The sequence below is a fragment of the Streptomyces sp. NPDC050617 genome (assembly GCF_040654795.1).
Taxonomy (GTDB): Bacteria; Actinomycetota; Actinomycetes; order Streptomycetales; family Streptomycetaceae; genus Streptomyces.
Genome location: NZ_JBFAIS010000025.1, coordinates 42,898 through 55,628 on the forward strand (window position 1 = coordinate 42,898; position 12,731 = coordinate 55,628).

Genomic DNA, 12,731 nt, shown 5'->3' on the forward strand with positions numbered 1-12,731 from the left:
CGGCGGGTTTGCCCGCCATGGCCCGACCACTGCCCGGCCAGGGCCTGGATATGGCCCGAATACTGCCCATCTGCTGCCCACCCGCTGCCCGGCGACGGCGCATCCGCCGTGTAGGCCAGCGCCCGTGCCGCGTGCGGTCCGCGCCCGGCCACCACGGCCGACGGCCGTCAGGCGATGATGATCCCCTGACGGCCGCTGAGCTGACATTCCACCCGGCCTACCGGCCGTTGAAAGCGTCCTTCAACCGCGAGAACAGCCCCTGCTGCCCCGGCTTGAACTCGCCCGTCGGCCGCTCCTCGCCCCGCAGCTTCGCGAGCTGGCGCAGCAGATCCTCCTGCTGCGGGTCCAGCTTGCTGGGCGTCAGCACCTCGACGTGCACGATGAGGTCGCCGCGCCCGCCGCCCCGCAGATGCGTGACGCCGCGCTGGTGCAGCGGGATCGACTGGCCGGACTGGGTGCCGGGCCGGATGTCGACCTCCTCCATCCCGTCGAGCGTCTCCAGCGGCACCTTCGTGCCGAGGGAGGCCGCGGTCATCGGGATGGTGACCGTGCAGTGCAGATCGTCGCCGCGCCGCTGGAAGACCGGGTGCGGGTTCTCGTGGATCTCCACGTACAGGTCGCCGGCCGGGCCGCCGCCGGGGCCGACCTCGCCCTCGCCCGCGAGCTGGATGCGGGTGCCCTTGTCGACGCCTGCCGGGATCTTGACCGTGAGCGTACGGCGGGACCGTACGCGCCCGTCGCCCGCGCACTCCGGGCACGGGGTCGGCACCACGGTGCCGAAGCCCTGGCACTGCGGGCACGGCCGCGAGGTCATGACCTGGCCGAGGAAGGACCGGGTGACCTGCGAGACCTCGCCGCGGCCGCGGCACATGTCGCAGGTCTGCGCGGACGTGCCGGGGGCCGCACCCTCGCCGCTGCAGGTCGCGCAGACGATCGCCGTATCGACCTGGATGTCCTTCGTGGTGCCGAACGCGGCCTCGTCCAGGTCGATGTCGAGCCGGATCATGGCGTCCTGGCCGCGTCGGGTGCGCGACCGCGGGCCACGCTGCGACGACTGCCCGAAGAAGGCGTCCATGATGTCGGAGAAGTTGCCGAAGCCCGCGCCGAAGCCGCCGGCTCCGCCGGCGCCGCCCGCGGACTGCGAGAGCGGGTCGCCGCCGAGGTCGTAGACCTGCTTCTTCTGCGGGTCCGACAGCACCTCGTAAGCGGCGTTGATCTCCTTGAACCGCTCCTGGGTCTTCGGATCCGGGTTCACATCCGGGTGAAGCTCGCGCGCCAGTCTCCGGAAAGCCTTCTTGATCTCGTCCTGCGAGGCGTCCCGTCGTACGCCGAGGACCGCGTAGTAGTCCGTGGCCACTTACGACTCCGCCAGGATCTGTCCGACGTAACGTGCCACTGCGCGTACCGCTCCCATCGTTCCGGGGTAGTCCATGCGGGTCGGTCCGACCACGCCGAGTTTGGCGACTGCCTCGTCGCCCGAACCGTAGCCGACGGCGACCACCGATGTGGACGTCAGCCCTTCATGAGCATTCTCATGCCCGATGCGTACGGTCATGCCGGAATCCTTGGCCTCGCCCAGCAGCTTGAGGAGCACGACCTGCTCCTCCAGCGCCTCCAGCACCGGCCGGATCACCAACGGGAAATCATGCCCGAATCGAGTCAGGTTGGAGGTGCCGCCGATCATCAGCCGCTCCTCGGTCTCCTCGACCAGGGTCTCCAGCAGAGTCGCCAGCACCGTCGAAACGGTTCCTCTGTCCTCCGCCTCGAAGGACTCCGGGAGGTCCTGCACCAGCTGCGGCACATCCGCGAACCGGCGTCCCACCACCCGGCTGTTGAGCCGCGCCCGCAGATCCGCGAGCGCCGCCTCGCCCACCGGCGACGGGCAGTCGACCATACGCTGTTCGACCCGCCCGGTGTCCGTGATCAGCACGAGCATGACGCGGGCCGGGGCCAGCGAGAGCAACTCCACATGGCGCACGGTGGAACGCGTCAGCGACGGGTACTGCACGACGGCGACCTGCCGGGTCAGCTGCGCGAGCAGCCGGACCGTGCGCCCCACCACGTCGTCGAGGTCGACGGCGCCGTCCATGAAGTTCTGGATGGCCCGCCGCTCCGGCGTCGACAGCGGCTTGACGCCCGCCAGCTTGTCCACGAAGAGCCGGTATCCCTTGTCGGTCGGGATGCGGCCCGCGCTCGTGTGGGGCTGGGCGATGAAGCCCTCGTCCTCGAGCGCCGCCATGTCGTTGCGCACCGTGGCCGGGGATACGCCCAGCTGATGCCGCTCCGTGAGCGCCTTGGAGCCGACCGGCTCCTCCGTGCCCACATAGTCCTGGACGATGGCGCGCAGCACTTCAAGCCTGCGTTCGTTCAGCATCGCGCACACCTCCCGTCCAGCCGTCCACCGGGGACTTTCCCCTGTCTCTCACTCGGCGCCCACTTGGCACTCCATGGTCACGAGTGCCAGCCACTCTCAGCCAGTGTACGGCCGGGTGCCACGACCAGGGCAAGGGCGGGCCCGTCGGCGGGACGGGTCCGACGGGCAACCGTATCGCGCTCTCGCCAGACCCTGTCGGCAAACTCCCGTCGTCCGCCGGAGGCGGGCCCCGCAGGGGGCACCTCCCAGCGGTAGCTGGGGGAGTCTGGTGCGTGCTCTCGCAAGGCGGAGGGTCATCCCTGTACTGGGCGTACCGGGATGATCCCGACAACGCGGCGAGAGTGCGTGCCAGGCGTCGCGGGGCAGACGGGAGTTTGCCGACAGGGTCTAGCGTCTGGGTATGGAGAGCCGTTGGGAAGAGGCGCACTGGGAAACGCTCGCGCCGGGGGTCGTGCGGCGCAGGCTGCCGGGCTGGGACTGCACGGTGGGGGCCGTGCTCGGCGATACGGGCGTGCTGGTCGTCGACACCGGGTCGACGCTGCTGGAGGGCGCGGACATCCGCCGCGAGGTGCGGCGGCTCTTCGGCCGTCCCGTGACGCATATCGCTCTGACGCATCCGCACTTCGATCATGTGCTGGGGACGGCGGCGTTCGCCGGGGTGCAGGTGTACGGCGCGGTCGGGCTCGACGATCACCTCGCGGGCGCGAAGGACGCGCTGCGGCAGGACGCGGTACGGCACGGAGTGGACCCCTCCGCCGCCGCGGAGGCCGCCGATCTGCTCGTACGCCCGCATCACACCGTCACCGGCGAGCTGGCCCTCGACCTCGGCGGGCGGCAGGCGCTGCTCGCCAACGTCGGCCCGGGGCACACCGCGCACGACCTGGCGGTGTGCGTGACGGGCCCGCCGGAGATCGTCTTCTGCGGCGATCTGGTCGAGGAGTCCGGCGAACCGCAGGCCGGGCCGGACGCCCTGCCCCGGCTGTGGCCGGCCGCGCTCGACCGGCTGCTGGCGCTCGGCGGCGATGACGCGGTGTACGTGCCCGGTCACGGACGCGTGGTGGACGCCCGTTTCGTCCGTGATCAACGCGACGCTCTGGCGGCCCGCTTCGGCGTGTCGTGACGCGCGCCCCGTCCCGTTTTCTATCGTCTGGCGGATGCGCAGCAGAGAGTACGGCCCCGACCTGACGCCCCCGTGGAAGAAGACCGCGCCCGCCCCCGAGGTGCCGGCCGACCCCGACCTCGTCGTCGAGGAGGTCGGGACGGGCTTCTGCGGCGCGGTGATCCGGTGCGAGAAGACGGCCCAGGGGCCGACGGTGACGCTGGAGGACCGGTTCGGCAAGCACCGGGTCTTCCCGATGGAGCCGCGCGGGTTCCTGCTGGAGGGCCGCGTCGTCACGCTCGTACGGCCGCGGCAGCAGGCCGCGCGGGGCCCGGCCCGTACCGCCTCCGGGTCGGTGGCCGTCCCCGGCGCGCGGGCGCGGGTGGCCCGCGCGGGCCGCATCTACGTCGAGGGCCGCCACGACGCGGAGCTGGTCGAACGCGTCTGGGGCGACGACCTGCGCATCGAGGGCGTCGTCGTCGAGTACCTGGAGGGGATCGACGATCTTCCGTCCATCGTCCGCGACTTCGCCCCCGCGCCGGATGCCCGGCTCGGCGTGCTCGTCGACCACCTGGTGCCGGGCTCCAAGGAGTCCCGCATCGCGGCCGAGGTAACGGATGCGAACGTTCTCGTGGTCGGCCACCCCTATATCGACGTGTGGGAGGCCGTGAAGCCGGCCTCCGTCGGCATCGCGGGCTGGCCGTCGGTCCCGCACGGCCAGGACTGGAAGAAGGGCGTCTGCCGGTCGCTGGGCTGGCCGGAGAACACGGGCGCCGCGTGGCAGCACATCCTCAGCCGGGTGCGCAGCTACAAGGACGTGGAGCCGGCGCTGCTGGGCCGCGTCGAGGAGTTGATCGACTTCGTCACGGGGTGAACGGGCCGGGGCGCCCGTCGAGCCCTCCCGCTAATCGACCAGGTCCCGCACCACGGCGTCCGCCAGCAGCCGCCCGCGCAGCGTGAGCACCGCCCGGCCGCGCTCGTACGGGCCGGGCTCCAGCAGCCCGTCCGCGAGCGCGCGGGCGGCGGCGCGGGCCCCGGCCGGGGCGAGGAGGTCCATGGGGCAGCCGTCGGCGAGCCGCAGTTCCAGCAGGATGCGCTCCACGCGGCGGTCCTCCGCCGACAGGAGCTCGCGGCCCGCGCCGGGCGAGCGGCCGTCGCCGAGCGCCTGGGCGTACGCGCCCGGGTGCTTGGCGTTCCACCACCGCACGCCGCCCACGTGGCTGTGGGCCCCGGGGCCCGCGCCCCACCAGTCCGCGCCGCGCCAGTACAGCTCGTTGTGGCGGCAGCGGCCGGCCTCCGTGGTGGCCCAGTTGGAGACCTCGTACCAGCTGAATCCGGCGGCCGACAGCGCCTCCTCCGTCATCAGGTAGCGGTCCGCGTGCACGTCGTCGTCGGTCATCGGGACCTCGCCGCGGCGGATGCGGCGGGCGAGTTGGGTGCCCTCCTCGACGATCAGCGCGTACGCGGAGACGTGGTCCGGGCCGGCCCCGATCGCGGCCTCCAGGGATGCCTTCCAGTCCGCGTCGCTCTCCCCCGGCGTGCCGTAGATCAGGTCCAGGTTCACGTGGTCGAACCCGGCCGCGCGCGCCTCGGCCACGCACGCCTCGGGCCGGCCGGGCGTGTGCGTACGGTCGAGGATCTTCAGTACGTGCTGCCGCGCGCTTTGCATTCCGAACGAGACGCGCGTGAAGCCGCCGGCCCGCAGCTCCGCCAGGTAGGCCGGGGTCACGGACTCCGGGTTGGCCTCGGTGGTGATCTCCGCGCCGTCCGCGAGGCCGAACTCGTCGCGGATCGCGGCGAGCATGCGCACCAGGTCCGCGGCGGGCAGCAGGGTGGGGGTGCCGCCGCCGACGAAGACGGTCGCCGCGGGGCGGGGGTCGTCGCCCAGCACCTGCCGGGCGAGGCGGATCTCCTGCGCCAGCGTCTCGGCGTAGTTGTCGCGCGAGGCCAGGGCGCCGCCGGAGCCGCGCAGCTCACTGGCCGTGTAGGTGTTGAAGTCGCAGTAGCCGCACCGCGTGGCGCAGTACGGCACGTGCAGATAGAAGCCCAGCGGCCGGTCCGCCGCCTCGGTCAGGGCGTGCGGGGGCAGCGCCCCGTCGTCGGGCACGGGCTCACCATCGGGCAGTACGGAAGGCATGGGCTCCATTGTCCGGCATCGGCGCCGCCGCCCGCTGTCCGGCAGCGGGCGGCGCCGAGCCCGTCCCCCGCTACCGGGCCCGCAGCACCAGCAGCGCCAGGTCGTCGTCCGGCGGCGTCGTCCCGAAATCGTGGACGGCCCGCCGGATGCGCTCGGCGACGCCGCCCGCGCTCAGCCCCGCGCACCCCTCCAGCACCGTCGTCAGCCCGTCGTGGTCGTCGAACAGCTCCGGCAGCTCGGACCCGCGCCGGTGCTCGGTCACCCCGTCCGTCACGCACAGCAGCGTGTCCCCGGGGGCGAGGTCGAAGGTTTCGCTGACGTAGCCGGCGTCCTCCTCCATCACCCCGAGCAGCATCTGCGAGAAGGCGGCGGGGCGGACCGTTCCGTCGGGGCGGAGCAGCAGGGGGAGCGGGTGGCCGGCGCTGGCGAGCGTGCAGCGGACGCCGAGGCCGGGTCCCAGCGGGGCCAGCTCGCCGTAGACCAGGGACAGGAAGCGGGGCGCGCCGCTGTCCGGGCCGCCGTCGTCCGGCGGCTCGACCGGCCCCGCGGCGCCGGTCTCCGTCGCGGTCGCCACGGCCGCCACGGCGCCGACGGCCCCCTCGACCGCGTCCTCGCCGAGCATCCGGTTGAGCCGGTCGAGCACCTCGCCGACGCCGTACCCCTCCTTCGCCAGCAGCCGCATCCACGGCCGTACGAGGCCGGTGACCACGGCGGCCTCCGGGCCGCTGCCGCAGACGTCGCCGAGGGCGAAGCACCAGCGGCCCTCGCCGCCCGCGAAGACGTCGTAGAAGTCGCCGCCCGCGCAGGTGTCGCCGCGCGGCTCGTACACGATGGCGCGCTCGACGCCGGGGATGTCGGCGAGGCTGCGGGGCAGCAGTCCGCGCTGGAGGACCTGGCTGGTGGTGAGCTGCCGCGTGTACTGCCGGGCGGAGGCGAGGGCGAGCGCGACGCGGCGCGCGAAGTCCTCGATGAGGCCGACGACTTCGTCGGGGGTGCGGGTCAGTCCGGCCCGGCCGAGCAGTATCGTTCCGACGCCGCGGCCCCCGGCGACGAGCCGGCAAGCGAGGGCGGTGCCGCCGGGTCCGTAGGCGCCGGGTTCGCCGGGCCAGGGCCAGGAGACGGCGCTGCCGAGGGCGGCGGCGGGCGGCCGGGGCGGGTCCTTCTCCAGGGTGAGCCGCAGGGTTTCGATGCGGCTTTCGCTGGTGTGCCAGACGCGGGACAGGCGCGGCACATGGCCGTCGGTGTCGAGCCAGACCGCGCACCAGTCGGCGAGCCGGGGCACGAGGAGCTGGGCCGCGAGGGAGGCCACCATGTCCTCGTCGAACTGCCCGGCGAGCAGGTCGGACGCCTCGGCGAGGAAGGAGAGCGCGCCGTGGTTGATCCAGTCGGGGTCGGCGGGGCTGTCGCCCGCGCGGCGCGGGGCGGGGGCGAGGATCTCGGCGACGCGCAGGTCGCGCAGGAGCGCCTGGTCGCCGGCGGTGGCGGCCTCGGGCGGCCGCTGGGCGCCGGGCACGACGGGCAACCGGAACCAGACGGTCTTGCTCGTGCGGTGGTACGTCGTGCCCCAGGATTCGGCGCACTCGGCGACCAGCCGCAGGCCGTGGCCGGTGCGCGGCAGTTCGTCGTCGATGTCGCACGGCGGCCGGGCCCGCAGCACGCGGGCCGGGTGGTAGTCCGTGACCTCGACGCAGAGGGAGGACAGCCGTCCGTCGCCGCCGCCTCCGTCGAGGGCGCAGCGCAGCTCGACGGAGGTGCCCGCGTGCACCACCGCGTTGGTCACCAGCTCGCTCACCAGCAGGACGGCGTCCTCGGTGAGCCGGTCGGTGATCCCGCGCGCCGCGGGGAGGGCGAGCGCGGTCCACTCGGCGACGGCGGCCCGTACGAACTGGCGGCCGGCCAGGGGCGCGAGGGAGTTGCCGGGCAGGCGCGTACGGGCCGTGGGCGCGATACGGGCGGCGGCGGGCGGGCCGGGGTCACCGGGGAGGGGGTCCTCCGGGCCGGTCCTGCCGCGGCCGGGCTCGTTCGGGACGGGCCCGTTCAGGACGGCCTCGTGCGGTGCGGGCGCGTCCGGGACGGGCCCGTTCGGTACGGGCTCGGCCTGGCTGGATCCAGCCGTCTCGACGTGTCCGGGAACGGTGTGCGAGGGGACCCCGTGCGGCTCCGCCGCACCCCATTGAACAGAAGATGATGTACCCACCGGGTAGCTCCTGACCAGTTCCGGCATAGTGCCGTTTCCGACACCGACAGAGTGACAGACTGACCGCGCTCATATGCACCGAGTTACGTAAGTGGGTCGCCATGAGTGGAGAAACCGCTGTTCCGGGGGCAGTCATCGCCGCGGGGGACACGCAGGGCCAGTGGGTACGAGCCGCCGAGCTGCGGCCGCTGCTCAGCGCGCTGACCGCGTTGAGCGACGGCGACTTCCGGGTCCGGATGTCCGGCGCGCAGACCGGCGTGCTGGCGGAACTGGCCGTCGCGTTCAACCAGGTGGTGGCTCGTAATGAACACTTCTCGGACGAACTGACGCGGGTGCGCAGGGAAGTGGTGCGGCAGGGCCGGCTGGACGAGCGGGTGGAGCCGAGTCCGGGGCAGGGCCACTGGGCGATGAGCGTGCAGGCGACGAACACCCTCATCGACGCCCTCGTCACCCCGGCCGCGAACGCCACGCGGGTGCTGGACGCGGTCGCGGGCGGCGACCTCACGCAGCGCGTGGACCTGCACGACGGCAACCGGCCGCTCCGCGGCGACCTGCGGCGGCTGGGCCGCGCGGTCAACAAGATGGTGGACCAGCTGTCGCTGTTCACCGGCGAGGTGACGCGGGTGGCCCGCGAGGTGGGCACCGAGGGACGGCTCGGCGGCCGGGCCAAGGTGGCCGGTCTGTCGGGGAGTTGGCGGGATGTGACCGAGGCGGTCAACACGATGGCCGCGCGGCTGACCGCGCAGGTCCGGGACATCGCGGTGGTGACGACGGCGGTGGCGCGCGGCGATCTGACGCGGCAGGTCACGATCGAGGCGACCGGCGAGCTGCTGGAGCTCAAGCTGACGGTGAACACGATGGTGGACCAGCTCTCCGCGTTCGCCGACGAGGTCACCCGCGTGGCCCGCGAGGTGGGCACCGAGGGCCAGTTGGGCGGCCGGGCGCAGGTGCGAGGGGTGTCCGGCGTCTGGAAGGACCTCACCGACAACGTCAACTTCATGGCCTCCAACCTGACGTCCCAGGTCCGCAACATCGCCCAGGTCACCACGGCCGTCGCCAACGGCGACCTGTCGCAGAAGATCACGGTGGACGCGCAGGGCGAGATCCTCCAGCTCAAGTCCACCGTGAACACGATGGTGGACCAGCTCTCCGCGTTCGCCGACGAGGTCACCCGCGTCGCCCGCGAGGTCGGCACGGACGGCAGACTCGGCGGCCGGGCCCAGGTGCGAGGGGTCTCCGGCGTCTGGAAGGACCTCACCGACAACGTCAACTTCATGGCGGACAACCTCACTTCGCAGGTCCGCAACATCGCCCAGGTGGCGACGGCGGTGGCGCAGGGCGACCTCGGCAAGACGATCACCGTGGAGGCGAAGGGCGAGATCCTGGAGCTGAAGTCGACGATCAACACGATGGTGGACCAGCTCTCCGCGTTCGCCGACGAGGTCACCCGCGTCGCCCGCGAGGTCGGCACCGAGGGCAACCTCGGCGGCCAGGCGCAGGTGCGGGGCGTCTCCGGGGTCTGGAAGGACCTCACCGACAACGTCAACTTCATGGCCTCCAACCTGACCTCGCAGGTCCGCAACATCGCGCAGGTCACGACGTCGGTGGCGGACGGGGACCTGTCGAAGAAGATCACCGTGGACGCGCGCGGCGAGATCCTGGAGCTGAAGGACACCATCAACACGATGGTCGACCAGCTGCGGGCGTTCGCGGACGAGGTGACCCGCGTGGCCCGCGAGGTCGGCACGGACGGCAACCTCGGCGGCCGGGCCCAGGTGCGGGGCGTCTCCGGCGTCTGGAAGGACCTCACCGACAACGTCAACTTCATGGCGGACAACCTCACTTCGCAGGTCCGCAACATCGCCCAGGTCACCACGGCCGTCGCCAACGGCGACCTGTCGAAGAAGATCGATGTGGACGCGCGCGGCGAGATCCTGGAGCTGAAGACGGCCATCAACACGATGGTCGACACGCTCTCCTCGTTCTCCGCCGAGGTCACCCGCGTCGCCCGCGAGGTCGGCACGGAGGGCCACCTCGGCGGCCAGGCGCGCGTCGAGGGCGTGTACGGCACGTGGAAGCGGCTCACGACGAACGTCAACGAGCTGGCGTCGAACCTCACCACGCAGGTCCGCGCCATCGCGGAGGTCGCCAGCGCCGTGGCCCAGGGGGACATGTCGCGCTCGATCACGGTGGAGACCCAGGGCGAGGTCGCCGAGCTCAAGAACAACATCAATCTGATGGTGGCCAACCTCCGCGAGACGACCCGCGCCAAGGACTGGCTGGAGTCGAACCTGGCCCGGCTGGCCGGTCTGATGCAGGGGCACCGGGATCTGATGGAGGTCGCGGATCTGATCCTGCGCGAGCTGACCCCGCTGGTGAACGCGCAGTACGGGGCGTTCTTCCTCGCCGAGCCGGACGAGGGCGCGGCCGACGCGGCGGAGGCGAGCGCCCGCGGCCTGGCGTTCATCGCGGGCTACGGCTCCGCGCAGGGCGCCACGGTGGACACGCCGGGGATGCCCGGCCACGGGCTGGTGCGGCAGGCGGCGCTGGAGAAGAAGCGCATCCTGGTGGAGGAGGCGCCGCCCGGCTACATCAAGATCAATTCAGGGCTGGGGGAAGCCGCCCCGGCCAGCGTCGTCATCATCCCGATCCTCTTCGAGGACCAGTTACTGGGCGTCATCGAACTGGCCTCCTTCTCCCACTTCTCCGATGTTCACCTGGCGTTCTTCGACCAGTTCGTCACCACCATCGGCGTCGCGATCAACACCATCATCGCCAACTCCCGCACCGAGTCGCTGCTGAGCGAGTCCCAGCGCCTCGCGCAGCAGCTCCAGGAGCGCTCGGACGAACTCCAGGGCCAGCAGGCCCAGCTGCAGCGTTCCAACGCGGAGCTGGAGGAGAAGGCGGCGCTGCTGGCCACCTCCTCGCAGTACAAGTCAGAGTTCCTGGCGAACATGTCGCACGAGCTGCGGACGCCGCTCAACTCGCTGCTCATCCTGGCCCGGCTGCTCTCCGACAACCCGGACGGGCGCCTCTCCGACCAGGAGGTGCAGTTCGCCACGACCATCCACCGCTCCGGCTCCGACCTGCTCCAGCTGATCAACGACATCCTCGACCTGTCGAAGATCGAGGCCGGCCGGATGGACGTACGCCCCAAGAAGCTGCCGCTGATAAAGATCCTCGACTATGTGCACGCCACCTTCCGGCCCGTCACCATCGACCGGGGGCTCGCCTTCGAGGTCACGGTCGGCGAGGACGTACCGCGGGAGATGTTCTCGGACGAGCAGCGGCTCCAGCAGATCCTGCGCAACCTGCTCTCCAACGCCATCAAGTTCACCGCGACCGGGAAGATCGTGCTGCGCGTGGAGCGAGCAGCGGCCGAGGAGGGCGGCGAGGACCAGATCGGCTTCGCCGTCAGCGACACCGGCATCGGCATCCCCGCCGACAAGCTCTCCGCCGTCTTCGAAGCGTTCCAGCAGGCCGACGGCACCACCAACCGCAAGTACGGCGGCACCGGCCTCGGCCTCTCCATCAGCCGCGAGATCGCCGGGCTGCTCGGCGGGCGCATCGCCGCGGAGAGCGAGCCCGGCAAGGGCTCGACCTTCACCCTGTACGTGCCGCCCGTCTGGCCCGGCCACCCGGCGGACCCCGACGCCGACGCCCCGGGCCTCGCCGCGCGCCCGCGTCTGCACCGGGTCCAGGAGGGCCACGACGCCCCGGAGGAGCTGAACTGGCCCACCGCGACCCGGCTCGACGAGTGGCGGACCGGCCGGGCCGGCGAGGTCCTGGACGGCAACCGGGTGCTGATCATCGACGACGACATCCGCAACGTCTTCGCCCTCACCCATGTACTGAGCCGGGTGGGCATGCCCGTGGTCTACGCGGAGAACGGGCGGGAGGGCATCGAGCAGCTGGAGATCAACCCGGATGTCGCGCTGGTGCTGATGGACATCATGATGCCGGAGCTCGACGGCTACGAGACGATCGACGCCATCCGCCGCACCCCGCGCTTCGCCGAACTGCCGATCATCGCCCTCACCGCCAAGGCCATGCCCGGTGACCGCGAGAAGTCCATCGCCGTCGGCGCCTCGGACTACGTCACCAAGCCGGTGGACGTGGACCACCTGCTCACCGTCGCGCTCCGACTGCTGGACCCCGACGCCCCCGCACCGACCGCAGAGTCGGCCGAGAACACCGCGAGGCCCTCATGAGCCCTGGCTCCACCGCGACCCCCGAGGCCCCCGGGGCCGCCGACCGGGCGAGCATCCTCCTCGTAGACGACATGGACGACAATCTCGCCGCCCTGGAGGCCGTGCTGACCTCCCTGGGCGAGCCGCTGGTGCGCGCCCGGTCCGGGGAGGAGGCGATGAAGGCGCTGCTGCGCCAGGAGTTCGCCGTCGTGCTCCTCGATGTGCTGATGCCCGGCATGGACGGCTTCGAGACCGCCGCCAACATCAAGCGGCTCGATCAGACGAAGGACGTGCCGATCATCTTCCTGACCGGCACGGACTCCAACTCCGGCTATGCCTTCCGGGGTTACGCCACCGGCGCGGCCGACTACCTCACCAAGCCGTTCGACCCGTGGGTGCTGCGCGCCAAGGTCACCGTCTTCCTCGATCTGTACCGCAAGAACCGGCAGTTGCAGCAGTTGCTGCTGCGCGATCAGGCGCGCATCGACACAATGCTGGAGCGGCTCTCCGGGGTCGAGCGGGAACTGGCGCGCGGGGAGCTGGCCGACGCGGAGGAGCTGCGGCAGCGGGTCACGGCCATGGAGGCGGCCCTGCGGGACCTGCGCGGCCGGCGGGGATGAGCAAGGGGTGCGCCGGGGCGGTCCGGGGGCGGGTCGCCGCCCCGGTGCGCCGCCCGCGCGCGCTTCCGCACCCGTACGAGCGTCCGTACGCCCGTACGCGCCCCCGAGCCCCCA

At 72.1% G+C, this 12,731-nt stretch carries 8 protein-coding genes; 4 read left to right on the top strand and 4 right to left on the bottom strand.

Annotated elements, in window-relative coordinates:
- Window positions 1-217: 217 nt before the first annotated feature.
- Complete coding sequence (gene dnaJ, locus AB0I49_RS28245; RefSeq protein WP_363229935.1) at window positions 218-1,357, bottom strand: molecular chaperone DnaJ; 1,140 nt, start codon at window positions 1,355-1,357, stop codon at window positions 218-220.
- Complete coding sequence (hrcA, locus tag AB0I49_RS28250; protein WP_363229936.1) at window positions 1,358-2,374, bottom strand: heat-inducible transcriptional repressor HrcA; 1,017 nt, start codon at window positions 2,372-2,374, stop codon at window positions 1,358-1,360.
- A gap of 400 nt (window positions 2,375-2,774) precedes the next feature.
- On the opposite strand from hrcA, the gene AB0I49_RS28255 reads away from it, so the two are divergent.
- Entirely contained in the window at window positions 2,775-3,494 is a 720-nt protein-coding gene (locus tag AB0I49_RS28255) for an MBL fold metallo-hydrolase (RefSeq protein ID WP_363229937.1), read from the top strand.
- A gap of 34 nt (window positions 3,495-3,528) precedes the next feature.
- On the top strand, window positions 3,529-4,347 hold the full coding sequence (locus AB0I49_RS28260) for a DUF3097 domain-containing protein (protein WP_363229938.1): 819 nt from the start codon (window positions 3,529-3,531) through the stop codon (window positions 4,345-4,347).
- A gap of 30 nt (window positions 4,348-4,377) precedes the next feature.
- On the opposite strand, the gene hemW is transcribed toward AB0I49_RS28260, so the two are convergent.
- Together hemW and AB0I49_RS28270 are read right to left on the bottom strand one after the other, a co-directional pair.
- Complete coding sequence (gene hemW / locus AB0I49_RS28265) at window positions 4,378-5,610, bottom strand: radical SAM family heme chaperone HemW (protein ID WP_363229939.1); 1,233 nt, start codon at window positions 5,608-5,610, stop codon at window positions 4,378-4,380.
- A gap of 70 nt (window positions 5,611-5,680) precedes the next feature.
- On the bottom strand, window positions 5,681-7,558 hold the full coding sequence (locus AB0I49_RS28270) for an ATP-binding SpoIIE family protein phosphatase (RefSeq protein ID WP_363229991.1): 1,878 nt from the start codon (window positions 7,556-7,558) through the stop codon (window positions 5,681-5,683).
- A 449-nt stretch (window positions 7,559-8,007) separates the two neighbouring features.
- Between AB0I49_RS28270 and AB0I49_RS28275 the strand changes: the two genes are divergently transcribed.
- Together AB0I49_RS28275 and AB0I49_RS28280 are read left to right on the top strand one after the other, a co-directional pair.
- Complete coding sequence (locus tag AB0I49_RS28275) at window positions 8,008-12,018, top strand: HAMP domain-containing protein (protein WP_363229992.1); 4,011 nt, start codon at window positions 8,008-8,010, stop codon at window positions 12,016-12,018.
- The gene (locus AB0I49_RS28280; RefSeq protein ID WP_363229940.1) at window positions 12,015-12,617 is read left to right on the top strand and encodes a response regulator; all 603 of its coding nucleotides are present in this window, start codon (window positions 12,015-12,017) and stop codon (window positions 12,615-12,617) included. The genes AB0I49_RS28275 and AB0I49_RS28280 overlap by 4 nt, the downstream gene beginning before the upstream one ends.
- The last annotated feature ends 114 nt before the right edge of the window (window positions 12,618-12,731 follow it).

Excerpts from the sequence above, each read along its gene's own strand:
- hrcA (WP_363229936.1), bottom strand. The coding sequence starts at position 2,374 with ATGCTGAACGAACGCAGGCTTGAAGTGCTGCGCGCCATCGTCCAGGAC.
- AB0I49_RS28255 (WP_363229937.1), top strand. The coding sequence starts at position 2,775 with ATGGAGAGCCGTTGGGAAGAGGCGCACTGGGAAACGCTCGCGCCGGGG.
- AB0I49_RS28260 (WP_363229938.1), top strand. The coding sequence starts at position 3,529 with ATGCGCAGCAGAGAGTACGGCCCCGACCTGACGCCCCCGTGGAAGAAG.
- hemW (WP_363229939.1), bottom strand. The coding sequence starts at position 5,610 with ATGCCTTCCGTACTGCCCGATGGTGAGCCCGTGCCCGACGACGGGGCG.
- AB0I49_RS28280 (WP_363229940.1), top strand. The coding sequence starts at position 12,015 with ATGAGCCCTGGCTCCACCGCGACCCCCGAGGCCCCCGGGGCCGCCGAC.